Origin of the sequence: Rhodococcus sp. AG1013 (genome assembly GCF_003350365.1) — a bacterium.
Classification (GTDB): Bacteria; Actinomycetota; Actinomycetes; order Mycobacteriales; family Mycobacteriaceae; genus Prescottella.
Map to the genome: position 1 here is coordinate 1 of NZ_QQAT01000033.1, position 26,705 is coordinate 26,705.

Annotated in this window: 23 protein-coding genes and 2 pseudogenes; 8 read left to right on the plus strand and 17 right to left on the minus strand. The window is 68.6% G+C overall.

Going from position 1 to position 26,705, the window contains the following annotated elements; translation table 11 throughout:
• Positions 1–268 precede the first annotated feature (268 nt).
• The 6 genes from DEU38_RS29590 to DEU38_RS26610 form a co-directional block, all read right to left on the minus strand.
• On the minus strand, positions 269–1,465 hold the full coding sequence (locus DEU38_RS29590) for a hypothetical protein (RefSeq protein WP_258558177.1): 1,197 nt from the start codon (positions 1,463–1,465) through the stop codon (positions 269–271).
• Between the two features lie 53 nt (positions 1,466–1,518).
• Positions 1,519–2,055 carry a hypothetical protein gene (locus DEU38_RS26590; protein ID WP_114724370.1) on the minus strand — a complete coding sequence of 179 codons (537 nt, stop codon included), beginning with the start codon at positions 2,053–2,055 and terminating at the stop codon, positions 1,519–1,521.
• 64 nt (positions 2,056–2,119) lie between these two features.
• Positions 2,120–4,510 carry an excinuclease ABC subunit UvrA gene (locus DEU38_RS26595; RefSeq protein WP_114724371.1) on the minus strand — a complete coding sequence of 797 codons (2,391 nt, stop codon included), beginning with the start codon at positions 4,508–4,510 and terminating at the stop codon, positions 2,120–2,122.
• 64 nt (positions 4,511–4,574) lie between these two features.
• Positions 4,575–5,204 (minus strand): glyoxalase, encoded by a 630-nt coding sequence (locus DEU38_RS26600; RefSeq protein WP_114724372.1) that lies wholly within the window; start codon positions 5,202–5,204, stop codon positions 4,575–4,577.
• 1 nt (position 5,205) lies between these two features.
• Complete coding sequence (locus DEU38_RS26605; RefSeq protein WP_217487163.1) at positions 5,206–5,616, minus strand: VOC family protein; 411 nt, start codon at positions 5,614–5,616, stop codon at positions 5,206–5,208.
• A 5-nt stretch (positions 5,617–5,621) separates the two neighbouring features.
• Entirely contained in the window at positions 5,622–6,068 is a 447-nt protein-coding gene (locus tag DEU38_RS26610) for a helix-turn-helix transcriptional regulator (protein WP_114724374.1), read from the minus strand.
• A 148-nt stretch (positions 6,069–6,216) separates the two neighbouring features.
• Between DEU38_RS26610 and DEU38_RS26615 the strand changes: the two genes are divergently transcribed.
• Both DEU38_RS26615 and DEU38_RS26620 read left to right on the plus strand, forming a co-directional pair.
• Positions 6,217–6,789, plus strand: coding sequence for a carboxymuconolactone decarboxylase family protein (locus DEU38_RS26615; RefSeq protein ID WP_114724375.1), 573 nt, complete (start codon positions 6,217–6,219; stop codon positions 6,787–6,789).
• Positions 6,786–7,519: pseudogene (locus DEU38_RS26620) on the plus strand (sigma factor). The gene DEU38_RS26615 and the pseudogene DEU38_RS26620 overlap by 4 nt, the downstream one beginning before the upstream one ends.
• On the opposite strand, the gene DEU38_RS26625 reads toward DEU38_RS26620, so the two are convergent.
• From DEU38_RS26625 to DEU38_RS26635, 3 genes are all read right to left on the minus strand, one after another.
• Positions 7,520–8,482, minus strand: coding sequence for a DUF389 domain-containing protein (locus DEU38_RS26625; protein WP_114724376.1), 963 nt, complete (start codon positions 8,480–8,482; stop codon positions 7,520–7,522).
• A gap of 85 nt (positions 8,483–8,567) precedes the next feature.
• Entirely contained in the window at positions 8,568–10,457 is a 1,890-nt protein-coding gene (locus DEU38_RS26630) for an alkyl/aryl-sulfatase (RefSeq protein ID WP_114724377.1), read from the minus strand.
• Between the two features lie 278 nt (positions 10,458–10,735).
• Entirely contained in the window at positions 10,736–11,200 is a 465-nt protein-coding gene (locus DEU38_RS26635; RefSeq protein WP_114724411.1) for a carboxymuconolactone decarboxylase family protein, read from the minus strand.
• A 47-nt stretch (positions 11,201–11,247) separates the two neighbouring features.
• Between DEU38_RS26635 and DEU38_RS26640 the strand changes: the two genes are divergently transcribed.
• Positions 11,248–12,666 (plus strand): PLP-dependent aminotransferase family protein, encoded by a 1,419-nt coding sequence (locus tag DEU38_RS26640; protein WP_114724378.1) that lies wholly within the window; start codon positions 11,248–11,250, stop codon positions 12,664–12,666.
• 82 nt (positions 12,667–12,748) lie between these two features.
• Here the strand turns inward: DEU38_RS26640 and DEU38_RS26645 are convergent, their stop codons facing one another.
• On the minus strand, positions 12,749–13,453 hold the full coding sequence (locus DEU38_RS26645; protein WP_114724379.1) for a hypothetical protein: 705 nt from the start codon (positions 13,451–13,453) through the stop codon (positions 12,749–12,751).
• A 121-nt stretch (positions 13,454–13,574) separates the two neighbouring features.
• On the opposite strand from DEU38_RS26645, the gene DEU38_RS26650 reads away from it, so the two are divergent.
• Entirely contained in the window at positions 13,575–14,099 is a 525-nt protein-coding gene (locus tag DEU38_RS26650; protein WP_114724412.1) for a cytochrome C5, read from the plus strand.
• Between the two features lie 23 nt (positions 14,100–14,122).
• On the opposite strand, the gene DEU38_RS26655 is transcribed toward DEU38_RS26650, so the two are convergent.
• Positions 14,123–15,064 (minus strand): LysR family transcriptional regulator, encoded by a 942-nt coding sequence (locus DEU38_RS26655; RefSeq protein WP_114724380.1) that lies wholly within the window; start codon positions 15,062–15,064, stop codon positions 14,123–14,125.
• Between the two features lie 125 nt (positions 15,065–15,189).
• Between DEU38_RS26655 and DEU38_RS26660 the strand changes: the two genes are divergently transcribed.
• Together DEU38_RS26660 and DEU38_RS26665 are read left to right on the plus strand one after the other, a co-directional pair.
• Positions 15,190–16,449 (plus strand): MFS transporter, encoded by a 1,260-nt coding sequence (locus tag DEU38_RS26660; RefSeq protein ID WP_114724381.1) that lies wholly within the window; start codon positions 15,190–15,192, stop codon positions 16,447–16,449.
• Between the two features lie 61 nt (positions 16,450–16,510).
• Positions 16,511–16,939: pseudogene (locus DEU38_RS26665) on the plus strand (sensor histidine kinase); the annotation flags it as partial.
• Between the two features lie 41 nt (positions 16,940–16,980).
• Here DEU38_RS26665 and DEU38_RS26670 read toward each other — a convergent pair.
• Entirely contained in the window at positions 16,981–17,310 is a 330-nt protein-coding gene (locus tag DEU38_RS26670; RefSeq protein WP_114724383.1) for a UBP-type zinc finger domain-containing protein, read from the minus strand.
• A 59-nt stretch (positions 17,311–17,369) separates the two neighbouring features.
• Between DEU38_RS26670 and DEU38_RS26675 the strand changes: the two genes are divergently transcribed.
• Positions 17,370–18,968, plus strand: coding sequence for a Na+/H+ antiporter (locus tag DEU38_RS26675; RefSeq protein WP_114724384.1), 1,599 nt, complete (start codon positions 17,370–17,372; stop codon positions 18,966–18,968).
• A 19-nt stretch (positions 18,969–18,987) separates the two neighbouring features.
• Here DEU38_RS26675 and DEU38_RS26680 read toward each other — a convergent pair whose 3' ends face one another.
• Positions 18,988–19,935 (minus strand): helix-turn-helix domain-containing protein, encoded by a 948-nt coding sequence (locus tag DEU38_RS26680; protein WP_181818960.1) that lies wholly within the window; start codon positions 19,933–19,935, stop codon positions 18,988–18,990.
• Between the two features lie 403 nt (positions 19,936–20,338).
• Between DEU38_RS26680 and DEU38_RS26685 the strand changes: the two genes are divergently transcribed.
• The gene (locus DEU38_RS26685; RefSeq protein WP_114724413.1) at positions 20,339–21,577 is read left to right on the plus strand and encodes an acetyl-CoA acetyltransferase; all 1,239 of its coding nucleotides are present in this window, start codon (positions 20,339–20,341) and stop codon (positions 21,575–21,577) included.
• 139 nt (positions 21,578–21,716) lie between these two features.
• Here DEU38_RS26685 and DEU38_RS26690 read toward each other — a convergent pair whose 3' ends face one another.
• Genes DEU38_RS26690 through DEU38_RS26705 form a run of 4 tightly spaced genes read right to left on the minus strand, consistent with a single transcriptional unit; the run spans position 21,717 to position 26,703 of the window.
• A complete protein-coding gene (locus DEU38_RS26690; protein ID WP_114724386.1) occupies positions 21,717–23,198 on the minus strand; it encodes a carotenoid oxygenase family protein in 1,482 nt (493 codons plus the stop codon).
• 2 nt (positions 23,199–23,200) lie between these two features.
• On the minus strand, positions 23,201–23,728 hold the full coding sequence (locus tag DEU38_RS26695; RefSeq protein WP_258558178.1) for a PaaI family thioesterase: 528 nt from the start codon (positions 23,726–23,728) through the stop codon (positions 23,201–23,203).
• 2 nt (positions 23,729–23,730) lie between these two features.
• Positions 23,731–25,470, minus strand: coding sequence for a class I adenylate-forming enzyme family protein (locus DEU38_RS26700; protein ID WP_114724387.1), 1,740 nt, complete (start codon positions 25,468–25,470; stop codon positions 23,731–23,733).
• Positions 25,471–25,506: 36 nt separating this feature from the next.
• Positions 25,507–26,703 carry a thiolase family protein gene (locus DEU38_RS26705; RefSeq protein ID WP_114724388.1) on the minus strand — a complete coding sequence of 399 codons (1,197 nt, stop codon included), beginning with the start codon at positions 26,701–26,703 and terminating at the stop codon, positions 25,507–25,509.
• Positions 26,704–26,705: the final 2 nt, after the last annotated feature.

Here is a 26,705-nt window from a genome sequence, read left to right on the forward strand (position 1 = left end):
CGTCGTCCTCGTCACGCACGATCCGGGCGCCGCCGAGGCACTGAACCCGGAGCGGGTCATCCTGCTGCCTGATGGGCAGGAAGATCACTGGTCCCCGGAGTACCTCGAACTCATCCAGCTCGCCTGATCCGCAACGAAGGATCGATCCGGAAGGGCTGTACGCCAGGCAATTTGGATCATGTCGGTGGCAGGCCCACGACAATGTCGTGGCCTCGCGCGCGGCGTGACGGCTGTTCTCCTACAGGGCGTTCGGAAGCATGATCCGTTGTCATCGGATACTCGCCAGGGCGCGGAGAGTGCGCAGCATCTTGCGGCTCATCACGAAGCTGATCGGTTCGAGCAGGGCCGGGCCGAACGCGAGACTGCCCGCCCAACCGCCACCATGTGCGTAGCGTCCCCGCTCGATCAGGCGGGTGCCCCCGTTGCCGTCGTCGAAGAGGTGAAACGCCCACAGCGAAGCGTCCGCGCTGTCAGGTGCCGAACCGAGCAGCACCAGATGCCGCCGCGGCTCGACCGCGGCGACCGTCAACGGCGGCCTGTCGGGATGCAGCAGGACCGGGTCGCCCACTGCCACGTCCTGGAACCGGCCGAGCACTTCGGTGGCATTCTCGATGTGGCAGCCGACGAGGTTCTCGAGGCCGGCGTAGCTGTAGAACCCACCGCGACCCTGACCGAGCTGAACGATCCACGGCCACAACCGCTCCGGTGGTGCTGCGACGGTGATCGCGTGGGTGTAACTCCAGGCCGCGTCGGGTACCAGCTCGTCACCGGGGAGGGTGGCTACGGCTTCTTCGGCCGTCGCGCCCCATCCGGTGCGCCAGTGACGAAGCGGTCGCCCGAGCAGGTGCACCGCAATCAGCACGGCGCCGCCCACCGACTCGGCCACGGTCCGAACGAGGCCGGCAGTGCTCGCCCCGACACGTTTCGCTCCCCGCGTCTCGGCAGGCCGGCGGTGGTGTCCGCGCTGGGCAAGCCACTGGTCGCGACGCACGCCCGGCAGTACCCGATAGTTGACGGAGCCGCGCAGACTGACCGGCGCGAGCAGCCACCACAGCGCCCGCACATACGCCTCCGCCCGTTCGGCGCCGTCCCACTCGTACACGCCCCGATAGACCTCGTGTTCGTCGTGGGTGACCCACAGTTTCGAGACGAATCCGGGAAACCCGACAAACAGCGGGGTGTTGAGCAGGCTCTCCCAGCGGAACAATGCATGGGCCCACCCGTGGATCCCACGGAGACGGAATTCGACCACCAGCACGCAGGAGTCGGCAGTCGGGGGCCGCACCGCCACCGTGTCCCGGTAGACCCGTCCGTGCGCGTCGCCGAAGCGGAGTTGCTCGCCGACCCACTCGGAACGACACCGGACCCGCCGTCGCGACAGCAACACGACGGTCATCGCGATGGAACGGACGATCCTGGGCACGGCCACACCGAACGGCAGATGCTCGACACTCGAACCGTCCATGGTCTCCCTCTCCGGCTGCGACGGCTAGCTGGTCCGCCCGGAGTACATCCGTCTCAGCTACTGCTGCCGAAGACACCGGGAGGCGGATCGACCGGGTAGGCCGCGACGTTCATGATCACCGAGCCTTCACACGGGCCACTCTCGATGTCGGTACGCCACGAACCGGTCAGCGTGCCGTCTCGTTGCGGGGTGTAGATCGCCACCGAGGACGCCGGCGCCCACACCTTGGGCACGCCCTCGCCCTGCCAGCAGTCCCATTGCCAGTCGTAGTGATGAACCCAACTTGTCCCGTCCCAGGTGTACTGCGGGGGTTGGGGCAGTGTCGGATTGGCGGGCGTGGGCCCGTCGGTCACGGTGGCCACGCAGGTTCCGCCCGAACAACTCGTCTCGAACGTGTAGGTATCGGCGAAGTCGGGCTCCCATTGCCGCGCCGCCAGACTCGTCCCGGTCTTCGTCGCGGCGAAGCGCTTCACCGAGTACTCACCGGACCAGGACGGCTGCGCCGCGCCCACAGACGAGGCGCCTGCGGGCGCGGCCCCGGCAACCAGCCAGGTAGCGATCAACGCAACTGCCAGCAGTGCTTTTCGCATAGGCGAATCGAAACACGCCGGCCGGCCGCGTGGTCACCGAACGCCGAATTGTCCGGCGCCGTGGTCAGGCGCCGACGTACTCCGCCAGGTGCTTGCCGGTGAGGGTGGACCGGTCGGCGACGAGGTCGGCGGGCGTGCCCTCGAAGACGATCCGGCCGCCGTCGTGCCCCGCGCCGGGACCGAGATCGATGATCCAGTCGGCGTGTGCCATCACCGCCTGGTGGTGCTCGATGACGATGACCGACTTGCCCGAGTCGACGAGGCGGTCCAGCAGGCCGAGCAGGTTCTCGACGTCGGCGAGGTGCAGGCCGGTGGTGGGCTCGTCGAGGACGTAGACGTCGCCCTTCTCACCCATGTGGGTGGCGAGCTTGAGTCGCTGCCGTTCGCCGCCGGACAGTGTGGTGAGCGGCTGACCGATCTTGACGTAGCCGAGCCCGACATCCGCCAACCGCGCCAGGATATTGTGGGCTGCAGGGAGTTTCGCGTCACCGGAGCCGAAGAACTCCTCGGCCTGGGCGACGGACATCGTGAGCACCTCGCTGATGTCCTTGCCGCCGAACTTGTAGTCCAGCACCTCGGCCTGGAACCGCTTGCCCTCGCACACCTCGCACGGGGTGGAGACGCCGGCCATCATCGCCAGGTCGGAGTACACGACGCCGGCGCCGTTGCAGTTGGGGCAGGCGCCCTCGGAGTTGGCGCTGAACAGGCCGGGCTTGACGCCGTTGACCTTCGCGAACGCCTTGCGGATCGGGTCGAGCAGGCCGGTGTAGGTGGCGGGGTTGCTGCGGCGGGAACCCTTGATCGCCCCCTGGTCGATCGACACCACACCGTCGCGCTTGGCCACCGAGCCGCCGATCAGCGAACTCTTGCCCGAACCGGCGACGCCCGTCACCACGACGAGCACGCCCAACGGGATGTCGACGTCGACGTCGCGCAGGTTGTGGGTGCCGGCACCGCGCACCTCCAGCGCGCCCGACGACTTCCGCACCGACGGCTTCACCGACGCGCGGTCGTCGAGGTGCTTGCCGGTGAGCGTGCCGCTCGAGCGCAGTTCGTCCACGGTGCCCTCGAACACCACCTCGCCGCCCTCGGTGCCGGCGCGGGGGCCGAGATCGACGACGTGGTCGGCGATCGCGATCGCCTCCGGCTTGTGCTCGACGACCAGGACGGTGTTGCCCTTGTCGCGCAGTTGCAGCAGCAGGTCGTTCATCCGCGCGATGTCGTGCGGGTGCAGGCCGATGGTGGGCTCGTCGAAGACGTACGTGACGTCGGTGAGCGACGACCCGAGGTGGCGGATCAGCTTGGTGCGCTGCGCCTCTCCGCCGGACAGCGTGCCCGCCGGGCGGTCGAGGCTGAGATAGCCGAGTCCGATCTCGACGAACGAGTCGAGCGTCTCGCCCAACGACTTCAACAGCGGCGCCGCCGACGGCGCGTCCAGCCCGCGCACCCATTCGGCGAGATCGCTGATCTGCATGGCGCAGACGTCGGCGATGCTGACCCCGTCGATCTTCGACGAGCGCGCCTCCTCACTCAGCCGCGTGCCCTCGCAGTCGGGGCACGTCTGGAAGGTGATCGCGCGATCCACGAACGCGCGGATGTGCGGCTGCATCGCCTCGCGGTCCTTGGACAGGAACGACTTCTGGATCTTCGGGATCAGACCCTCGTACGTGACGTTGACGCCCTCGACCTTGACCTTGGTCGGCTCCTTGTAGAGGAGGTCGTTCAACTGCTTCTTGGTGAACTTGGCGATCGGCTTGTCGGGGTCGAAGAATCCGCAGCCGCGGAAGATGCGGCCGTACCAGCCGTCCATGCTGTAGCCGGGGATCGTCAGCGCACCCTCGTTGAGCGACTTCCCGTCGTCGTACAGAGCCGTCAGGTCGAAGTCCGAGACCTTGCCCAGGCCCTCGCAGCGCGGGCACATGCCACCGGTGACGCTGAAGGCGCGACGCTCCTTGACGGTCCGGCCGGCCTTCTCCACGGTGATCGACCCGGCACCGCTGACGGAGGCGACGTTGAACGAGAATGCTTGCGGCGAGCCGATGTACGGCTTTCCGACCCGGCTGAACAGGATGCGCAGCATCGCATTGGCGTCGGTCGCGGTGCCGACGGTGGAGCGCGGGTTGGCGCCCATCCGCTCCTGATCGACGATGATCGCCGTCGTCAGCCCGTCGAGCACGTCGACGTCCGGCCGCGCCAGAGTCGGCATGAAACCCTGCACGAAGGCGCTGTACGTCTCGTTGATCATCCGCTGCGACTCGGCGGCGATGGTGGAGAACACCAGCGAACTCTTGCCGGAGCCCGAGACACCGGTGAACACCGTCAGCCGCCGCTTCGGCAGTTCGACGCTGATGTCCTTGAGGTTGTTCTCGCGCGCGCCGTGCACGCGGATCAGATCGTGGCGGTCGGCGGCGTGAAGCTCAGGCGACTGCTGGTCCGTCGTCGTGGCCGTGCTCATCGTCTCTCCCTCTGTGTCGGGCCGCCGTCGCGGCCACCGTGCCTGCGTCCGACCGACCGCGGCGTCATGCGGACGTGGTCTCCCACTCGAACCCGTCCGGGTCGGTGAAGGGTGCGGCTTCGCTACCGACGACGATACGGTGCGATCCGGTCCCGTCCGGGGAGACGCCGGCGTCCTTCGCGAGCGCGCGGCGCCCGTAGAGCGCCAGCTTGACCTGCGAATCCGGTGCCGCGAACTCGACGTACTTGCGTCCGAAGCTCTTCGCCACCTCCAGCCCGCGGTCGACGTAGAACTGTCTGCTCGCCTTGACGTCCTCGACACCGAGCAGCAGCACGACGTCGTCGATCTGCCGGGTGGCGGGGCCGGTGTTCTTCTTCGACGACGTCGCCACCTTCCAGATCGCGCCGTCCGGGGCCTGCACGACGCCGCCGTAGCCCCAGAAGCCCTTCTTGGCGGGCTTCAGCGTGGTGGCGCCGCCGTCGAGGGCGGCCCCCACGAACGCGTCGACGATGTTCGGCTGCGACACCACGAGCGAGAGGGTGTAGCCGCGGAACCCGGCCGTCGGCGCCTCCGCCGCGCGGACGCCCACGCGATCGCCGACGCCGAAGGCGGCGTAGAACGCCTCGGCGGCCGTGGGGTCGGGTACTTCCAGGATGAGGGACGCGATGGTGGTCGGTGACTTGGAAGTGGTCATGTCAACGCACCTCGTTGATTCGGAGCAGGTTGCCCGCGGGGTCCCGGACGGCGCAGTCCCGGATGCCGTACGGCTGGTCGATCGGCTCCTGGACGATGTCGGCGCCGCCGGCCTCGAGCTTCGCGAAGGTTGCGTCGAGGTCGGGGGTGGCCAGGGTCAGGATTGCGTACGTCCCCTTCGCCATCATCTCGGTGATGGTGCGGCGCTCGTCGTCGGTGATGCCGGGATCGGCGGCCGGGGGATGCAGGACGAGGGACGTGCCGGGCTGATCCGGGTGGCCGACGGTGATCCAGTACATCCCGTTGTAGCCGACCTCCTTTCGGACCTCGAATCCGAGCAGGTCGCGGTAGAAGGCCAATGAGGCCTCGTGGTCGGTGTGCGGCAGGAAGGCTGAGTGAATGGTGATGTCCATGGCAGTCACGCTAAATGCGGTGCGCGGGTCGGCGCTTCTCGATTCCTGATCGGTCTGGTCACCTGCTTCGTGACGCACGACGGCATCTCCTCGGCCGAGCGCGCCTGATCCCGGTAGACGCTGGGCGGGACACCGACCAGCTCGGTGAATCGGGTGCTGAAGGTGCCCAGCGACGAGCAGCCGACCGCGAAACAGACCTCGGTGACGCTGAGGTCGCCACGGCGCAGCAGTGCCATCGCGCGCTCGATACGTCGCGTCATCAGATAGGCGTACGGCGACTCGCCGTACGCGAGGCGGAACTGCCGGCTCAGATGACCGGCCGAGACGTTCACGCCGCGGGCGAGCGCCTCGACGTCCAGCGGTTGCGCGTACTCCCGATCCATCCGGTCGCGAACACGGCGCAGCAACGCGAGGTCACGCAGGCGCTGCGCTTCGTCAGGTCTGCTGGTCACCTGCGCGATCGTCCCGCGTCGTACCGGAGTTGTCCAGCGCTGCGGGCCGCCGACCCGCTCCTCGAGCCCACGAATTTGCGGTCGGGTGTCACATCCGGCCCCCGGCCGGTGTCTCCATGCCGAGAGCAAACAACCGCAAGGAGGAATCATGGCTACCAGAATCCCGAAAGCAGAGTTGACCGGCATCTACGGCGCGGTGGTCAAGCGGATGTCCCGCAAGATGCTCGGCGACGTCGCCGAACCGGTCGAGGTGACGTGGCACAACCGGAAAGTGCTGAACTTCAGTTTCACCGTCGGCCGCAAAGCGCAGAAATGGGACCAGTGTGACGAGAACCTGAAGTCGTTCGCCCACATGGCGGTGGCCAGCCTCGTCGGCTGCAGCTTCTGCCTGGACTTCGGCTACTTCCACGCCCACAACGAGGGACTCGATCTGACCAAGGCACGCGAGGTGCCGCGCTGGCGCGAGTCGGACGTGTTCACACCGCTCGAACGCGACGTCATGGAATACGCCGAGGCGATGACCCAGACCCCGCCGACGGTGACCGACAAGATGTCCGCGCGGCTGCTCGAGCAACTCGGTGCACCCGCACTCGTGGAGCTGACCGCGTTCATCGCGGTGGCGAACCTGATGACCCGCACCAACACCGCGTTCGGCATCGAGTCGCAGGGCTTGTCGGCCACCTGTGGTCTCGAGCCGCTCGCCGTACGCTCGACGACATGACCGACGACCCGTTCGTCACCCACCGCAGCCTGCTCTTCACCGTCGCCTACGAGATGCTCGGCTCCGCGGCCGACGCCGAGGACGTGGTCCAGGAGACCTGGCTGCGGTGGGCCGAGGTCGATCGGGCCGAGGTGCACGATCCCCGCGCCTATCTGGTCCGGATCGTCACCCGCCAGGCGTTGAACCGGCTCCGGTCGGTGTCGCGCCGCCGGGAGGAGTACGTCGGGGAATGGCTGCCTTCGAGACGCCGTACCAGGAGATCGCCGAGGTGGTGGGCAAGACCCCGGCCGCGGTCCGGCAGATCGCGCACCGTGCCCGCGAGCACGTCGGTGCGCGGCGGCCTCGGATGCAGGTCGACCGGGACCAACAGCAGGCGGCGGTCGAGAGGTTCCTCGCCGCCGTCTCGAACGGCGACGTGCAGGCACTGATGGAGGTGCTCGCCCCGGACGTGGTGGTGATCGCCGACGGCGGTGGCATCGCGACGGCGGCACGGAAGCCGATCGTCGGGGCCCGACGGGTGTCGGCGTTCCTGGCCCGCGCCGCGACGTTCCCGGACTTCGTGACCGCGCCGACGTACTACAACGGCATGCCGGGAATCCGGATCGACGTCGGCGGCGAGGCCACCGCGGTGAGCGTGGTGGTCGAGGACGGCCGGATCAGCCGGGTGTACGCAATCCGCAACCCGCACAAGCTGGGCTGGCTGGACCGGCCGGCGGAACTGCGGCGGTGACTACTCGGCGACGATGCGGGCACCGACGGTGTGATCGACCCGCAACGACGGTTCCCAGGGGACGATCGAGTCGACCGCCGCCTGCAGTTCGCTGATCGGGGGAAGATCCTGGGGACCGAGCACCGCCACCGTCGCGGTGTCACTGTGCCAGACGACGTCGGTCACGTGCGCGCCGGGCACATCCGCCAGCCATCGCTCGCCGGCCTCGGCGATCTGCTGTGCCCACAGCGACGACAGGGTGTTCGCGACCATCGGCACCGCCACGACGACCATGCCCAGCGCGAGGGCAAGGTAGGCGCCACCGCGCTTACCGGCGCCCCATCCCGCTTCGGTGGAATACCCGGCGACGACGAGAACGCCTGTGGCGGTGATGACCAACGCCAGGACGTTCGACAGGAACAGGACCAGGGCGCCCATCGCCAGGGACGGCGCACCGGACCCGAGGCAGACCCCCACGACGGCCAGCGGCGGGACGAGGGAGATCGCGATGGCCACCCCCGGCAACACGTCGCCGACATCGCGCCGCGCGACCGCGATCGCCCCGACCAGACCGGTCGCCAACGCGGCCGTCAGATCGGACAGTTTCGGTGACGTCCGTCCGAGGACCTGCGAGTTCGCCAGCACATCAGTGGAATTGGGGAGCAACTGAGCGAACAGTGCACCCACGACGACGACCAGCACCGCTCCGAGCACCACGATCATCAGGCTGTGCCCGATCAGCCGGGCACGACCGGTGGCGATACCCAACCCGACGCCGAGGATCGGCGTCGACAGTGGGGCGACGATCATCGCGCCGATCACCGTCGCGGTGGAGTCGCCCACCACACCGGCGACCGCGATCAGCCCGGCGAGGGTCAACATCGTCCAGAACGCCGACGCCTTGGCGCTCCGGTCGCCGACCGTCAGATCGAGGCGTTCGTCCAATTCGGGCAGAGGACGGCGTTGAGTATCGGGGATCAGCATCCGGATCCGTCTCTCTCCCACGGGCTACTGCTGCGCCGGTGGCCCGAGGAGGACCCCGCATCGCCGGCGCAGCACTGCCGATGACTCATTCCGGTGTGACGATCGCGAAGTGCTTGTCACCCGGATCCAGCACCGCCGCCAGTCGAGTGAGAACCGATGCGTCACCGCTGATCTCGATCCCGGCGTCCGCGAGGCCGTCGGCCGACGGCCCGCCCAGCGCGAGCGCCGGCAGCGCCCGTCGGGTCGTGGTCAGGATCGCGTCCGCCGAGCCCGGCTGGGGCCGGTTGCTGTAGGTGAGGACGCCGTTGGCGAGCCGCAGCCGGTATCGCTCGTCGACGTCGGTGAGCGCGATGTCGATCGACAGCTTCACGTCCCACGCCCGCGGTCCGTCGATCTGGATGGCCATGGCGTCGAACAGCATGTCCGGGGTCAGCTGGGCGATGACGTCCGGTGCGGCGGTTTCGGTCGGCGTCCCGAACTTTCCCTCGCGAAGCTCGGTGACCGCGGAGAGGTACCAGCTGCGCCAGGTGCCGTTCTCGGCGCCGTAGCCGAGCTGCTCGTAGGTGTCGGCAAGCAGGTCCCGGGCCTTCGCGTGGTCCGGTTGCGCGAACATCACGTGGTTGACCACCTGCGCCACCCAGCGGTAGTCGCCGGCGGCGAACGACTCACGCGCCTTCGCGACGACCGCGTCCGCGCCGCCCATGAAGTCGACGTAACGCTTCGACTGCTCGACCGGGGTGTGCTCCCACAGGCTCGCCGGGTTGCCGTCGAACCACCCGATGTAGCGCTGGTAGATCGCCTTGACGTTGTGGCTGACCGACCCGTAATAGCCGCGCGCGCTCCACGCGTTCTCGAGGGACGGGGGCAGTTGGAGCTGCTCGGCGATCTCGGGCCCGGTCAAGCCCTTGTTGATCATGCGCAACGTCTGGTCGTGCACATAGGCATAGAGGTCGCGCTGGGTGGACAGGAAGTCCACGACCCGGTCCTTGCCCCACGTGGGCCAGTGGTGGGAGGCGAAGACGACCTCGACGTCGTCGCCGAACAGGTCGATGGTCTCGGTCAGGTAGCCGGCCCAGCCGTGCGGGTCTCGGACGACCGCACCGCGCAGCGTCAGCAGGTTGTGGAAGTTGTGCGTGGCGTCCTCGGCCGCGCACAACGCCTTGAAACCGGGGAAGTAGATGAGCATCTCCGACGGCGCCTCCGTATCGGGCGCCATCTGGAAGACCATCCGGACACCGTCGACGGTCTCCTCCTGGCCGGTGGTGGTGACGATGTCCGTCGGCGGGATGAGGGTGACGGTCCCGGTGGAGGTGGTCTGACCCAATCCGGCACCGACCTGGCCCTGCGGCCCGCGAGCGAGCGCGGCGCCGTACATGTAGCCGGCACGGCGACCCATCGCGATGCCCGCGTACACGTTCTCGGAGATGGCGTGTTCGGTGAACCCTTCCGGGGCAAAGATCTTCACCTTGCCGGCGTCCACCTCCTCCTGCGACACGAAACCCCGGACGCCGCCGAAGTGGTCGACGTGGGAATGGGTGTACACGATCGCCTTCACCGGACGGTTGCCACGGTGCTCGCGGTAGAGCTCGAGAGCCGCGCGGCCGGTCTCCTCGGAGAGGAGGGTGTCGACGACGACCACACCTTCGTCACCCTCGACGAACGTGGTGTTCGACAGGTCCATGCCGCGTACCTGGTAGATACCCGGGACCACTTCGAACAGACCGTCGATCGCGTTGAGCTTGGACTGCCGCCACAGGCTCGGGTTCACGGTGTCCGGAGCGTCGCCCTCGAGAAAGGCGTAGGTGTCGTTGTCCCACAGGACCGTTCCGTCCTCCGCCGTGACCGCGTTCGGTTCGCGGCGGGCGACGAGCCCGCGAGTGGCGTCGTCGAAATCCTGCGTATCGGAGAAGGGAAGGCTCTCGAGCAGCTCCTTCTGCTGGCGAATGATGGACTCGGATGCCGAATTCGATGTCATAGCCATGTCGGCAGTGTGGGACGCCCCGCGCCCGTCCGCCTCACCTGGGATGGGTGAAGAGTAGCTCCCCGATGGGGACAGGTGCGGCGACCGGATTCCCCGCCGGTTCTGCCGACAGACGGGAGCTGTGGGTGCTTGCATCCTTCGCCTACGACGGCGACTACGGCACCGTGCTGAACCGTTTCCTGGCGCAAGCCGCCATCGGATGTCCGCTGACCGTTCACGGCTCCAATCCGCGGGCAGCTCGGGCCGCTGACCGGATCGGCATCCGGACGGAACTACCGGCGACGCTCGTCGGTGCCGGCGACCTTGCCGGTGCTGATCGCGAGACGGTTCCAGGTGTTGATCGTGAAGATCAGGGCGAGGACGTGGGCGAGCTCCGCGTCGTCGAACTGCGCCGCGGCCTGCGCGTACACCTCGTCCGGCACGCCGCCGGCGATTCGGGTGACGGCCTCGGTCAGCGCGAGCGCGGCGTGTTCCCGTGCGGAGAAGTAGTGCCTCGCCTCACGCCAGACCGCAATCATGTGCAGGCGCATCTCGTCTTCGCCGGCCTTACGCGCGTCGCTCACATGCATGTGGAGGCAGTAGGCGCAGCCGTTGAGCTGTGACGAGCGGATCTGGATCAGCTCGACCAGCGTGGGGTCGAGGCCCTCGCGGGCAGCGGCATCGAAGCCGATCAGCGCCTTGAACGCCTTCGGGGCGGCGGCGGCGAAGGTGACTCGGGGTGCGGTGGTGTTGGTCATGATCACTAATCTAGGGAATCAATAGACCACCCGAGAGGTGCATTCCGATGTCGAAATCATGGGTCAATGTTGCCGAACGTCTCGGTTCCGATCTGCATCTGGAACTGGGCGGAACCGGTTCGCGCCGAGCCGCTCTCGGCCGGGCACTGCGCGGGGCGATCCAGGATGGGCGGCTGGCCCCGGGAACCCTGCTGCCTCCCTATCGGTCGCTCGCGGCCGACCTCGGCATCGCACGGAACACGGTCGCCGCCACCTACTCCGAACTGGTCGCCGAGGGTTGGCTGACCGCCCGGCGGGGTTCGGGCACCCGGGTCGCCGAGCGCACCGCACCCGTTGCACGACCGCGTGTACCGACGAAGCCGTCCACCGGCACCGCCGCGCCGGTGCACAACCTCCTGCAGGGGCAGCCGGACACCTCGTCGTTCCCGAGGAGGGCGTGGATGGGGTCGACCCGCCGGGCGCTCACCGCCGCACCCAACAGCGCCTTCGGCCCGGGCGACCCCCAGGGCCGGATCGAGTTGCGAACCGCGCTCGCCGACTATCTCGCCCGCGTCAGGGGAGTGCGCACCGGCCCGGAGTGCATCGTGATCTGCGCGGGCTTCTCCGACGCGTTGCGCCTGCTGTTCTGTGGTGGTGTGCTGCGGGGCCCCCTCGCGGTCGAGGCGTACGGCCTGGCCTTCCACCGCGCACTGCTGGCGGCCGACGGTGTCCGGACCGTACCACTCGGGCTCGACGAACATGGCTCCCGAACAACGGAACTGGCGGATCATCGCGCCGTTCGCTCGGTGCTGCTCACCCCGGCTCACCAGTTCCCGCTCGGTGGTCCCCTCGATCCGGCGCGGCGCCACGCGGCGGTCGAATGGGCGCGGGGGCGGGGTGGGGTGGTGATCGAGGACGACTACGACGGCGAGTTCCGGTACGACCGCGAACCGATCGGTGCGGTCCAGGCCCTCGACCCGGACCACGTCCTCTACGTCGGGTCGGCCAGTAAAAGCCTCTCGACCGCGGTGCGACTGGGCTGGATGGTGCTGCCGGAACGGCTGATCGACCCCGTCCTGGCAGTGAAGGGCCGGCGGGAGCGCTGGACCGGTGTGGTCGACCAACTCACGTTCGCCGACCTGATCAGCTCCGGGGCATACGACCGGCACGTCAGGCAGATGCGCCAGCGCTACCGCGACCGCCGCAACCGCCTGGCCGCCGCGCTGGCCGAGCACGCACCGCACATCGAACCCGCCGGCATCGCCGCGGGACTGCATGCGGTGCTGCGACTTCCGCCCGGCACCGAAGCCTCGACGGTGAAGGCCGCCGCGTGGCAGGGCATCGCACTCGACGGTCTCGCGGCCTACCGCCATCCCGACGCCGCGCCCGTTTTCGACGGCCTCGTCGTCGGCTACGCGGCGCCGACGGACCACGCCTTCGCCGCCGCACTGGCCGCACTGTGCCAGATCCTGCCGCCGGCACCGTGAATCCCCGGCCGGATCGTGCGACGTTCAGGCCGCCGTCGGATACCGCCGAGACACACAGTCCCGCTGCGTGTTCCGTTGTGGTTCAGACCCGGTCGTGCAGGGGCGATGGAGTCTTGGTGGCGCGGTATGCGTCTCCGCTCCGGGTGGGTCGCCAGAGGCGCCAATGTTTCGCGGACAGCCGGAACGGGAGATGGCCTTGCAGATGACGAGCGCCGGGGGCCAGTCGTTCGTCGGCGGGCAGGTTGAGCCACAAGGAGAGCGAGGATGCTGCGGTACCGAGGGTGGCGCGTAGGCCGGAGGCGCCCAGACGCCGGCCGTACCCGTCCACGGCGAAGTGGCCGAAGGCGTCGGGGGTGATGTCGGGGTAGGAGGCGCCGGTGTCCGGGTCGACGAGGCGCACGGGCGTGCTGCAGGTCAGCGCGGCCAGGGACCGTCCGTGGGTCGTGACCTCGGGACCGACGTCGATGAGCGCCTCGAGCGCGTGGCTGACGAATTCGGGTGGGACGTTCCATTCCGTGTGGGTTTGCGCGCGGTAGCGGGGTCCGCCGAAGCGCTCGGTGGCGAGCGCTACCGCCCGCGCGGTCGGCGCGGGCGGTCCGCCCGCAGAGATCTCGAACGCCCACGCTGCCGGCGACACCGGTGCGGTGCAGGCGCCGACGAAGCTCTGGAGGCGCTGGAATGCCTTGTCGGGGCGCTTGGCGCGAAGCGAGTGCGCACCGCCCGCCGCCGCGGGCAGTCCGTCGTAGGTCACCACGTGTGGGGACGTGATGTCCGGTGTCCGCGCCATGCGCCCATCGTAGGTGTCCGGTTTCTGGAGCCCCTGACCGTGCTCGTTGCGGCTGAGGGAGTCTTGAACCAAGGTGGAACAGCGATCGCTCGAGGAACGCACACGGAGAGGCATGGACCTGATGGATCCGATTGAGCTGCTCAGGGACGAGATCGCCGAGAGCGGTCTGTTGACAGCACCATTCGCCGACGACGGAATCGTCATCGGCGCTGCGAGAGTGGCTGCCGCCGGAACGGACGTCACTGTGAACGTCGATCCCGAACTCGAGGACAGGTCGGGCCTGGACACCGGCGTGCTCCTTGCTGCCGTCGAACGAATGCTGACGATCACGCCCGCGCGATGGGATCAGGTCGTCGACTCCGTCGCCAACGAGATCGAGGACGCGGTCGGCGATCAGAGCGTGATCGAAGCAACCGACTTGCGCGACGACCTGACCCTCAGATCCGTCGCGGTCCTCCACGACGCGGTCCTGCTCTCCTTCCTCGCGCCGAAGCAGTTCCCCGACAGCTGGATCCGAACTCAGCTCGACGAGGATCTCGACGTCGACGACGTTGTCGTCGAGGAGAAGGACGAGAACTACGAGGTCGTCGAGTTCGAGTCGCTCGACGACCTCATGGACCACCTGAGCTCGGCCGAAGACCGCTAGCCGGCTCCGCACACGCTCGCCGGCTACGGCCCGTCCGGCGGCGTCGCCCAGGACGGGCGCCAGGTCGTCTCCGGAGGCGGCGCCAGGCTTCCGAAGTGGTCGATGATCTTCCGTAGCCCGGGATGCGGATTCGACCTCGGGAGGATGAGCGAAAGTGGGTACGCGAGTGTCGGATTCACGATCGGTATGCGGCGTAGGTCGTGGCTCGTCGGCCAGATGTACCGGTCGCGTGACCCGACAAGAGTGGCCACGTCAGCGGAGTCCGCGAGGGTGTCCAGGAGTACCTCGTCGCCGAAGTGCGGGCCGGCGGCGTCGATGCTGAGGTCGAACTCGGTGACGAGCTGGTCGTAGAACTCCGCCCATTCGGTGCGCGGCGCGATACCCGGTACCCAGATCCGATGCCGGTGCAGCTGCGGTGGCGTCAGTCTTCGTGCGGCAGCGAGAGGATGCCTCGGGCCGACGAGGAGTTCCAGCGGGGAGTCGAACGCGTGGATCATCTGCACATCGCGCGGCAACGTTGCGGGATCGGTGACCGAGCGGAACGAGGCGTCGATCTCGCCGGCTTCGACGGCGGCCACCGCCACGCGGGGGTCGTTGACCTTGAGGGTCACCACGTCGAGATCGACGTCAGGATGCGACCGCCAATAGTCGTGCAGGATGACTGCCTGCGCGGATCGCAGGCCGAGGACGTCGATCCGAAGGGCCCGCGAGCCCGGCCTGACCGCGGCGACGGCGCGCTCGACACCCGTGACGATGCTTCGTGCGTGCGGGAGGAACGCCTGTCCGTCGAGTGTCAGCTCGACCCCGCGGGCGGTACGCGTGAACAGCCGGACCTCCAGCTCCCGCTCCAGGGCCGCAATCCGTTTCGAGACGGCCTGTTGCGTCACGCCCAGCTCGTTGGCCGCGTGTTGCAGCTGTCCGAGCTCGGCCGCCCGGACGAACGATCGCACTGCCTCGGTATCCATCGGCCCAGCGTATGCACTGTCCAACCGATGGTTGTGGCGCGCCGGAGAACCAGTTGTTTGATCCAGCACCGACAGGGCTGATGTGATCCGGCAGACCAAAGCATCAGTTGTTGCGAAGGAGTCGCATGCGCGTGCAATCGGGGCGCAGCTTCGGCTGGCTGTGGGCGTCCTACGCCGTCAGCACATACGGCACGTGGATCGCGTTCGGAGCGTTCCCGCTCATCGCGGTGCAAGTGCTGCACTCGCCGGCATTCGCCGTCTCGCTCCTCGAGGCGGCCGGGCTCACCGTCGCGGCGATCGTGGCCGTCCCGCTCGGGCCGTGGGTCGAACACCGGGCCAAACGGCCGGTGATGATCGCGACGGACCTGGCCCGGTTCCTCGCGATGGCGAGCGTTCCGGTCGCGTACTTCCTCGGCCTACTGACCTACGGCCAACTGCTGGTCGTCTCGGTCGTCTCCGGCACCTCGAGCATCGTCTTCACCGCCGCCTCCGGCGCGTACCTCAAACACCTCGTCCACAGAGATCAACTTCTTGTGGCGAACGGAAGATTCGAAGGCACGAGCTGGGTAGCGACCGCGGCAGGGCCACCCCTCGGCGGAGCGCTCGTCGGGCTTCTCGGCCCGGTCGTCACCGTCGCCGCCGACGCCCTCAGCTTTCTGCTGTCGGCCCTCGGGATCCTCCGTATCCGCGGCGACGACGTCGCGGCCCCCCGCACCGCGGCCACCGGATTGCGCGCCACCGACCTCCTGGACGGCTGGCGGTTCATCCTCCACGACCGCGCGCTGCGGCGCCTGTTCCTCAACTCGATCCTGGTCAGCGGCCTGATCATGGCCACCGTCCCACTCCTGGCCGTCCTCCTGCTGGGCGAATACCACTTCCCGGCCTGGCAATACGGTCTCGCCTTCGGCGTCCCGGCACTCGGCGGGTTCGTGGGTGCCCGCCTTTCCGCGCGCCTCGTCGCCCGCTACGGCCGGCACCGGGTCATGATCGTCTCCGGCTGGTTGCGCTCGATCTTCCCGCTCGGCCTCGCCGCCGTCCAACCCGGCATCGCCGGACTCCTCACGGTGATCGTCGTCGAGGGCCTGCTGATCACCTGCATGGGCATCTTCAACCCCGTCAGCGCGACAGAACGCCTGCAGCGCACCCCCGCCGGTCACGCCGCTCGGGTCCTCACCGCCTGGAGTGTCAGCAGCAAACTCCTCCAGGCCTCCCTGATGGCGATCTGGGGCGTCCTCGCGACACTCACCAACCCGCTCGCGGCGATCACCATGTCCGGCGTTCTCCTGCTCGCGACCCCGCTCCTGCTGCCCACAAGGGCACACATGACCGAACCCGAACCCGAACCCGAGGCCGCCGCGCCGGCCGAAGACGTCCGGGCCGCATGACTCACCCTTCCGACGTCGGTGTGTCCGTCCCACTCGTGCCGTGGTTGCGCGCTTCGATGGCCTCGACGGACTCCTTCAACTGCTTCCCCAGGACGCGGGAACCGAAGGCGCCGAGCACGACCGCGACCTGCCGCCCGTTCCTGCGTACGCTCCCGAACTCAACCAGGTCTGGACCAATCTCATCGACAACGCCGTCAGCGCCATGGACGGCCGTGGCACCCTCACCATCCGCACCTACCGGGACGGCGACTGCCTGGCCGTGGCAATCGGAGACACCGGCCCGGGCATCCCCGAGGATATCCGCGGCCGCATCTTCGAGCCGTTCTTCACGACGAAACCGGTCGGTGAGGGCACCGGGCTCGGACTCGACATCTCGTGGCGGATCGTCGACAAACATCGGGGCGACATCCGCGTGGAATCACAGCCGGGGCATACCGAATTCGTGGTCCGCCTTCCGCTGGCCGGTCCGGAGGGAGATCACGATGGATGATCTCGTCGGACTCGAGGCTCCGCCGCGGTAGGCGTCCGGCGTCAACCCATCTCGGCGTGCCGGTAGCACCAACGCCACGCCTCGCCCGGCTCGTGCGATCGCATGACGGGGTGTCCCGTCTGCTCGAAATGCGCCGTCGCGTGCCGGTGGGGGCTCGAGTCGCAGCATCCGACGTGTCCGCAGGTGAGGCAGAGCCGCAGGTGCGCCCAGTTCTGTTCGCCGAGCGCCTCGCATTCCTCGCAGAGGCCGGGCGTGCGCGGCTCCGGGTCCGGTCCGGCGGCCGCCGCGAGTTCGTCGCAGGGTCCGGCCGCAGCCGGACCCGGGGATCCGACACCAATGTGGTCAGCCGCGCGTCGGAGAACTCTCTTCATCACCTCCCATCCTGCATGCTGCAGGGTGGGATATCTACACCCGACCGCAGGAGGACGCCATGGACGTGGCCCTGCTCGCCGTCGCGGTGGCGGCGCTGCTCACCGCCGCCCTCGCGCGCCGCCTGAACTGGTCGGCGCCGCTGCTGCTGGTCCCGGTCGGACTGGCCGGGTCGCAGATCCCCGGACTCCCCGACACCGCGTTCGACCCAGATCTCGTGTTGTTCGCGGTACTGCCGCCGCTGCTCTACTCGGCCGCACTCGACAGTTCCTCGCTTGCGCTGCGCCGCAATGCGCGCGCGATCGGGCTGCTCGCAATCGGGCTGCCGCTCGCCACCACCGCGGTTGTCGGGGTGGTCGCGTACCTCACCATTCCCCAGTTCCCCCTCGCCGCGGCGCTGGTGCTCGGGGCGGTCGTCGCTCCGCCGGATGCGTTGTCCGCCAGCGCGATCGGACGACGCCTCGGCCTACCCCGACGGATCATGACCCTGCTCGGCGGCGAGAGCCTGCTCAACGACGCGACCGCGCTCACCGCCTACCGTGTCGCGCTCGCCGCAGCGGTCGGCACCGGCGTGACCCTGCTGGAGGGGGCGCGCACCTTCCTCGGTGCCGCGATCGGCGGCACGCTGATCGGCCTCGGGGTAGGGATCGTCGTCGCCGCGATCCGGTCCCGGCTCGCGGATCCGGTGATGGAGAGCGCGATCGGGCTACTCGTCCCCTTCGTCGCATACCTGGCGGCCGAGCAGGTGCACAGCTCCGGGGTGATCGCGGTCGTCGTCGCCGGCCTGTATCTGGGCCAGCGATCGACCCGCGCCGGCTACGCGACCCGCTTGCAGGACACCGCGGTGTGGAAGGCCGTCGACGTCGTCCTCGAATCGTTCGTCTTCCTACTGATCGGGCTGCAGTTGCCGAGCGTGGTGCAGGGGCTCCACGGCCGCAGTGTGGCCGAAGTCGTCGGCGCCTCCCTTGCCGTGCTCGTCGCGGTGATCGCCGTCCGGTTGCTGTGGGTCTACCCCGCGACCTACCTCCCCCGGCTGCTGTCCGCGCGGATCCGCGAGCGGGAGCCGGCGCCGCCTCCCCGAGGGGTGTTCGTGGTCGCATGGTCCGGCATGCGCGGTGTGGTCTCGCTGGCCGCGGCGTTCGCGATCCCGCTGACCGTCAATTCGGGAGGCCCCTTCCCTGGACGCGACATGATCCTGTTCATCACCTTCGCTGTCGTGGTCGGCACCCTGCTCCTGCACGGATTGACCCTGCCGTGGCTGATCACCCGGTGGGGAGTCGACAACGAAGAAGAACGCCGCAAGGACGCGCTGGCACTGGCCGCCGCGCAGGACAAGGCAGCACGCGCCGCAACGGAGGTGCTCGACAGCCTGGTCGCGAACGCCGACGGGGACCCCGCCGCCGTCCGCGAGCGGGCCGCGGAGATCCTGCGCACCTGGAGCGAACACCGCGCCCACGCCGCGTGGGAACGGCTCGGGCGCAGCGAGGCCGAGTTGGGGGAGAGCCCGTCCGCCGCGTTCCGCGCACTGCGCCTGCGGATGCTCGAGACCGAGCGGAACGTCTTCCTCGCAGAGCGCGACAGCGGACGAATAGACGACGAGGTACTGCGACAGGTGCTGCGCGAACTCGACCTCGAGGAGGCAACCCTCAACCGGGAGTGAGCCGTTGTGGGGCGACTCGTCAGCGCCCTGCGGTGGACGTCACGAAATCGGTGTCCGCACGGCGCAACACGGCATTGCATGCGTTGCAGGTGTACTGGGGTTCGAGGAGGTGCTCGCCCGCGCTGTGCACGATGGTCAGGCCGGACCGTCCATTCTCGGACAGATGCCGCGCCGCCCACGCGTTGAGTGCGGCGAACACGGGAAAGAAGTCGAGGCTCTTGGGCGTGGTGCGGTACTCCTGCCGTCGCGCGCCGTCCACGATCGGCGCGCGGACCAGCATCCCGTTGTCGATGAAATACGCGAGGCGGTCGGTCAGGGTGACCGGCGAGATCGATCCGAGCCGGTCCTGCAAGTCGCCGAATCGGCGGTTGCCCTCGAGTAGCGCGGCGAGCAGGAAGGTCGACCAGCGATCGGCGAGCACACTGGTGGAGTCCATCCCCGACGCGTCACCCTTCGCCGTGCGCCGGGACCGGCGGTCGGCGACGTCGACGAGGAGCGGCGCATCGACCTCGGTCCGCACGTCGCGGGCCGTCACCCCGATCGCCTGGCACCCGCCGCACCCGAACACCGGGGTGATGACGTGCCCGCACGTCAGGTGGCGAAGTTGTGTGGTCGGTCGGGCGGGTGCCCACGGCGCCCAGTGGCGGTCCCAACTCCACAACGCGACGAAGACTTGCCACAGATCGCCGCCCAGATCGGTGAGACGGTATTCGTTACGCGGCGGCGCGGTCGAGTACGGATGCGCGTCGAGGATCCCGTCGTCCATCAGCCGACCCAGGCGATGCGAGAGGACTGCGTCCGAGATCCCGAGCTCGTCGCGCAGTTGTGCAAAGCGCTCGACACCGGCGAAGACGGCCCGCATGATCTGCAGATTCCATCTGTCACCCACGATGAGCAGAGCGCGCCCCAGCGCTGACGACGCCGCGGCGGCCGGTGGCTCCGCGGGGCGCGGCGGGACTGTGGACATGCCGTCCATCATCGCAAACAGCGTCGGTCCGGCCGCAGTGGCGTTGCACCCCACCTCTCCACACATTCAACTTCTCATCGAGAAGTGATTCGTTCGACAGGAGACACCCCCGATGGGGATCTCATTGCCATTGGCCGTTACCTGCATTGCACTGCTGCATGATTCACCAGAGCCACTGCCGGTTCGAGTAACTCTTAATCTTGTAGTGATGGCGGCGCGAGGCTAGCCTGAGATGCGACGCCGGCGCGCGTCGACACCCGAGCGTGCCGAGATCGGCTACCGGTCCACCGGCGGCGATATCCACCGGCCTCGCCGTGGACCTGGCCGGGCGCCCATCCCATCCACGCGTCGTGCGGCGTCACCCGCCGCCTTCCCCGAACCCGACGACAACAAGGACGAACAGATGACGAACCCCGTGTACGTGCTCGGAGGAGCCCAGACCGACTTCGCCAGGAACTGGTCGAAAGAAGGGCTCGGCCTGGTCGACATGTTTGCCGAGACCGTGCCCGCCGCCCTGGCGGACGCACGGGTCGACGACCACGAGGTCGGTGTCGTGCACGTGAGCAACCTCGCCGGAGAACTCTTCGCAGGCCAGGCCCAGCTCGGCGGCATGGTGGTTGCGGCCGTGCCGGGACTCGACGGCCTACCGAGTACACGGCACGAGGCAGCGTGCGCCTCCGGCAGCACGGCGGTACTCGCCGCGTGTGCGGACATCGAGTCCGGTCGATACGACGTGGCGCTGGTGGTCGGGGTCGAGCTGATGCGCAATGTGCCCGCACAGACGGCCGCCGAATATCTGGGTACCGCGGCGTGGGCGGGGCGGGAGGCGCTGGGTGTGAAGTATCCGTGGCCCGCGCTCTTCGCCGACATCGCGCAGGAGTACGAACGGCGCTACGGCCTCGATCATGCGCATCTCGGACGGTTCGCCGAGATCGCGTTCGACAACGGATCCCGCAATGGTCTTGCACAGACTCGGGATTGGGACTTCCCGGCGGGATCCTTCGACGAGAACGAGGAGGTGAACCCCATCGTGGAGGGGATGCTCCGCAAGACCGACTGCGGGCGCATCACCGACGGCGGTGCCGCCGTGGTGCTGGCCGGGCCGAGGTTTGCGCAGGCGTGGGCACAGCGGACCGGAGCCGACCTGGACCAGGAGGCCACGATCGCCGGATTCGGTCACCGCACCGCGACCCTGCTGCTCGCGGACAAGCTCGCCCAGAGCGCCGACCAGGATTACCTCTTCCCGCACCTGCGCGGAGCCGTCGAGGACGCCTACCGGCGCGCGGGGATCGCGGGGGTAGCCGACCTGGACGTCGCCGAGATCCACGACTGCTTCACCATCAACGGGCTGGTCACACTCGAGCACATCGGCCTGGCGGACCCGGGCAAGGGCGGCGAGGTGGTGATGGACGGCTCGATCGAACGCGACGGACGGCTGCCGGTGAACCCCAGCGGCGGACTGATGTCGCACGGGCACCCGGTCGGTGCCACGGGCGTCCGGATGGTGCTCGACTCGGCGCGGCAGGTCACCGGTCGGGCCGGAAACCACCAGGTAGACGACGCCCGACGCGCCCTCACCGTCAACATCGGTGGATCGTTCACGACGGCGGTGTCCACGGTCGTCATCCGAGGCACCCGGTGACCGTCATCCGCACCGCCCGGGTGCCCGTGTAGCCCACAGACGACGAAAGCCTCCTGGGCGAAGCGGTTTTCGGACCGCCTCGCCCAGGAGACCTTCGAACCGCCCCTCGGCCCGCACCACGGATCGAGGGACGGTTTCTCTACGTACGGGCCTCGGCCAGCTGATCGGCGCGTACCCAAGTGGCATGGAAGCCGGACGGCACCCGGCGCGGCAACAGCACCCGAGCGATCGGTCCCGCCGCGACATCCTCGGCGTCGAAGATGTTGATCTCGCCTCGGTCCTCGGCCTCGTCGTTGACGAAGCAGACCAGGTAGCCGTCGGTCTCTCCCGTCGATCCGTCACGCGGCGCGAAGGGGGCCTCCGAACCCCAACGCCCGGAACCGAACTTGTGCTCTTCCTTGGTGCCCGTCTGCGAGTCGAAGCGCACGAGCCCGTCGAAGAGCAGGGTCGGTTCGTTCCCGAGACTCATGTTGTACGAGTACCGGTGCGAGCGGCCCATGACCCGCGAATCCACGCTGGGGAACTCGATGTTGGCGTTGTCGAGTTCGGTCTCGATGGTGGCGCCGGTGCGCAGGTTGAAGCGGTACCGGTAGAGCTGTGCATCGAGCCGCATGTACGCGAGCATGTTCGACAGCGGCGAGGCGAAGGTCGTCTGGTGCTGAGGGTTCTTCACCCGGCACACGTCCATGATGATCTCGTCGCCCTCTTCCCACGAGTTGACGACGTGGTAGATGTAGCAGGGCTTCACCTCGAACCAGCGGACGTCGCTGCCGTTTCCGTGACGAGGAATGACCGCGAATCGAGCGGGCAGCTCCTGATCGTAGAAGATCCGGTACTTGCCGGCCCGGCGCGCATCGTGGTCCTGCACCAGCGGCAGGTCCATGAGGATCGAGTAGTTGGCGGTGATCCCGATGTCGTGCGGAAGTCGCGGACCCGGCAGATCGATCTGCGCGAGGTGCGTCTGACGACCATCGGCGCCGATGATGCCGTAGCGCAGGAAGTCCTGGTCGGGCCCGTAGTCGAACCAGATCAGCTCGCCGGTGGCCTCGTCGACCTTGGGGTGCGCCATCATGTCGCCCGCGAAGGTACCCAGGAAGTCCTGCGCACCGAGTGTTTCCAGGGACAGCGGATCCACGCTGTAGGGCGTTCCACAGAGGTACCACGTCGCCAGGACCTGACCGCGGTGGTAGATGACGTCGGTGTTGGCGGAATCCTTGATCCCGAGGCCGTGTCCGTTGCCCCACGGATTGTCCTTCGGGTTCTCCATGAGTCCGGTCCACAGGGCGCGGCCCGCATCGGACTCCTCGTGGAACGCCTTGGTCCGAACGTACCGGTTGCGGTACCGCACCTTCCCGTTCTCGAAGTGCGCGGCGTGGATCATGCCGTCGCCGTCGAACATGTGATAGCGGCCCGGCGCCGCGAACTGCCGGTTCGGGCCGTTGCGCAGGTACACACCGTTGAGGTCCTTGGGGATCTCACCGATGACGGTGAGATCGTCCAGGGTGAGTTCGTCGTCGACGGGCGCGAACACTCCGAGGGTGTACGGATTGTCGTCGGTGGCGTCGACCGGGCGAGCGACGGCAATGGGGTCGCCGTTCGCGCGGGGCTGGGTGGAAGTCATGCCTACTCCGCTTCGGTGGTGTCGAGGATTGATCGAGTGGATGAATGCTGTTGCGGCGCCGAGGGGTAGAGCACCAGCTGAGTGCAGCGGAAGAGCGCGATCGGATTCCCGGCGCCGTCGCGGACGGTGGCGTCCCACACCTGGGTGCGCCGTCCGCCGTGTACGAGCGACGCCGTCACGGTGACCGTCCCGGACCGCGCGGTGCCGAGATAGTTGGTCTTGAGTTCGAGTGTGGTGAATCCGGACGCCTCGGCGGGCAACGCCAGCCGTGCGCCGACACCGCACACCGTGTCGGCCAAGGCCACGACGGTGGCCGCGTGCAGGTATCCGTTCGGCGCCAGCAACTCCTCGCGAACGGACAGTTCGCCGGTGACCGCAGCGGCCGACGCCGCGAGGATGCGCATTCCGACCAGGCCGGGGAATCGCCCCTCGAGCATCGCGGTCATCTCGTCGGCGATGTGGCCGCCGGACCCGGTCGGCGTCTCGCGCGGCCGCCCGACCGGCGCGCCGTCGCCATCTGGTGATCCCATGGTCAGCCGACCTTCGCGACCTCGCCGCGAATGTCGCGACGCTGCAGCTTTCCGACCGGGTTCCGGGCGAGCTGCTCGACCGTGACGAGCCGCTCCGGCAGCTTGAACGACGCGACGTCCTTGGCGCGCAGGAATTCGACCAGATCCTCGAGCACGACGTCGTCCCCGTCCTTGGGAACGACCACCGCGCAGCACTTCTCACCGAGGACGTCATCGTGGTATCCGACGATCGCCACGTCAGCGACGGCGGGGTGGTCGATGAGAATCCCCTCGATCTCGGCCGGAGCGATGTTCATCCCGCCGCGGATGATGATCTCCTTGCTCCGGTCGACGAACTTGAGGTACTCGCCGTTGTCACCGCACAGCTCGAATATGTCCCCGCTGCAGAGGTATCCGTCCTCGTCGAACGGGCTCGACGCCGCGGTTCCCTCGAGATAGCCGGCGAAGATCGTGGGTCCCTTCAGCCGGAGCTCGCCGCGCCCACCGACCGCCGTGACCTGTTCGCCCGTCGCCAGATCCACCAGGCGCACCGAGGTGCGCTCGGCCACGCCGGTGGCCCAGGACCTCTCCGATGAGCCGTAGTTCGGCAGGTACTCGGCACGGATCAGCGGGTCCGGCGTGTCCGACGGGGCCCCGAGCATGCATACGCCCTCGTTCGAGCCGAAGAAGTTGAGCACCTCGACACCGAGCGAGTACTGCCAGTCGCGCACCACGCCGGGGGGAAGCGGGGCGCCGCCCGACCCCACCCGCCGGAGCGCGGACAGGTCGTATACGGTCCGAAGGTCCTCTCGCTGCAACAGCATGGTGAGAATCGCCGGCGGCATGCTGGTGTGGGTGACGCGATAGCGCTGGAGCTGATCGAGGTAGACGGCGAGGTCCAGCGGGTGGTGGTGGACCACGTGACCGCCGCCGAGCAGCCACGGCAGCAGCGAGGTCGCGAACCCGGCCATGTTGACCATCGGGAACGGGTTGAGCATGACGGACGCCTCGTCCGTCTCCAGACCGTCCTGAACCGCCTGCCCGACCGCGATCCAGTCACCGTGACACCGGGGTACGCCCTTGGGCGCGGCCTCGGTGCCGCTGGTCCAGCAGATCGTGATGCAGTCGTTCACCGATCGGGGCAGGGCCGCGTAGGCACGCCGCACGGCATCGACCGATTCGTCGGTGGCGGGGGCAGCGTCCAGCGGCCGCCCGCGATTCGACGCCGGCGGGCCGAAGGTGAACACGGTGTGCAGGGAGGGCACCTCGCCGATCAGGCTGAGCGCCTCGTCGGACGGCGTCCGGTCGCCCAGGCTGTTGACGGTGACAACCGCTACCGCCGAGGCGGATTCGACGATCCGGGTCAATTCGTACCGTCGGTACGAGGCAGGCATCGGGGCCGCGATCGCTCCGAGGCGCCACAGCGCGAAGTAGGTCGCGGTCAGGGCGACGGAGTTGGGCATCAGCACCGCAACGACATCTCCGGGACCGATTCCCGACTCGTGCAGCTTGGCAGCCAGGTCGTCGACGCGGGCGTCGAGTTCCTGCCAGGTGAGTGCGTCTGGCTCGATCCCGCACAGCACGGGCAGGTTCGTCGGATCGGTCACCGCCGGGGCGTCGCCGCGACTCCGGATCTGGTTGTCGAGGAGATCCAGCACGGTGAGCGGCGACCACCAGCCGTGTTCGAGGTAGTCGTCGACACGGCTATCGGGATGGCACGGGCGTAAACGGTTGGCGGCGTGGCCTTCCGAGATGACGTTCATGGCGTCCTTTCGGGCAGTGGTCTGGGGGGCAGAGGGTCAGCGGAGTCGGCGGACGACGACGGCGGCACCGAGCCCGAGCGCCGCCGGGATGGTCACCAGGGCGTACTCGCCGTCGACGCGGGAGAGCTGGTCCAGGGCGTTGACGAGGAGAGCGCCACCGCCTGCGCCCAGCGGATGGCCGGTGGCGAGCGATCCACCGAGCGGGTTGACCTTGTTCGGATCGAGCCCCAGTTCCCGGGTCATCACCAGGGCGGACGCGGCGAAGGACTCGTTCGCCTCGATCACGTCGAGCTGTCCGGCGGTGATGCCCGCGTTCGCGAGGGCACGCCTGGAGGCGGCGACCGATGCCGTGAGCAGCGGCGAGCGCACGGCGGCCTGGGCGACGCCCACCACCTCCGCGATCGGCTCGCGGCCGATCCGATCGCGGGCGGCGGATGACCCGAAGACCGCCATCGCCGCACCGTCCGCCATCTGCGGGGCGGTGGCGGCGGTGTGCAGCCCGCCATCGGGACGCCGAACAGCGGGCAGGCGCATCGCCACCCTGCTCCACGACGGATCCTCCCCGAAGAGGGTGGCGAGTTCGCCGAGGGACTCGAGACTGATGTCGGGTCGGGGTCCCTCGTCCGACTCGAGGATCGTCGTGGCGCCCGAGCGGACCGGAATCACCGACCGGGACGGCGGGGCCGCGGCGGCACGCCGGTGCGAGGTCACCGCGTAGGCATCGAGATCCATCCGGGTCAAACCGTATTCGGCTGCCGTGAGATCGGCGGAGACCCCGATGGTCACGTAGCCCGTGCGGTCGCCGAGCTCCTCGTCGGAGACGAACGCCGGCCGGTCCGAGAGCATCGGTACCCGCGACATCGACTCGACGCCGCCGGCGACGACGATGTCGGCGATGCCGGACGCCACCTTGGCCGAGGCGGACTCGATCGCGTCCAGTCCCGAGCAGCACAGCCGGGAGACCACCCCGGCGCCGACCTGGTCCGGCCAACCCGCCCAGAGCACGGCGGTACGGGCGACGTTGCCGCCCTGTTCACCGACGGCCGTACTGGTGCCGACGATGACGTCGTCGACGGTGTCGGTGGGAAGCCCACGTTCCTGCAGTGCGGTGAGCAACTGGGCGAGAAGTTCGTGCGCGGGTACGTCGGCGAACGTGCCGCCCTGACGCCGGACGCGGGCCTTCGGCGTGCGGACCGCGTCGTAGATGTAGACGCCGGATGAGAACTGGGACATGG